General features: G+C 28.0%; 1 protein-coding gene. It reads left to right on the plus strand.

Annotation, left to right across the window (positions count from 1 at the left end):
• On the plus strand, positions 1-440 hold a 440-nt coding region (locus BKH44_RS08675; protein WP_143428346.1), incomplete at both ends, for an AMP-binding protein.

The raw sequence follows: 440 nt of genomic DNA on the forward strand, positions 1-440 counted from the left end.
ATAGCCATTTTCCTCCCTAAAAATATCCAATCACTTTTATCTATAGCAGGGATTTTACTTTCTGGAAATGTTTATATGCCTTTGGATATTAAAAGCCCTAAAGAAAGATTAAAATCTATTTTAGAAAATATCAATCCTGATTTTATCATCACCGATAAAGTCAATCAATCTAAATTAGAAGGTATTATTGAAAATAAAAAGATTTTATTGATTGAAGATTTGATCCAAAAAATTCAGCCAATTAAAACTAATTTTGAATCTAGGATCGATACAGACCCTGCTTATATTATCAATACTTCAGGTTCTACAGGTATCCCAAAAGGAGTAGTAGTATCTCATCGTTCTATTATTGATTATATTGAATGGATTTTGAATGAAGATAAGATTTGTCCTAAACCTGATGATATTATTGGCAATCAATCACCTTTTTATTTTGATAA

It is taken from the genome of Helicobacter sp. 13S00477-4, assembly GCF_002272785.1.
Taxonomy (GTDB): domain Bacteria; phylum Campylobacterota; class Campylobacteria; order Campylobacterales; family Helicobacteraceae; genus Helicobacter_J.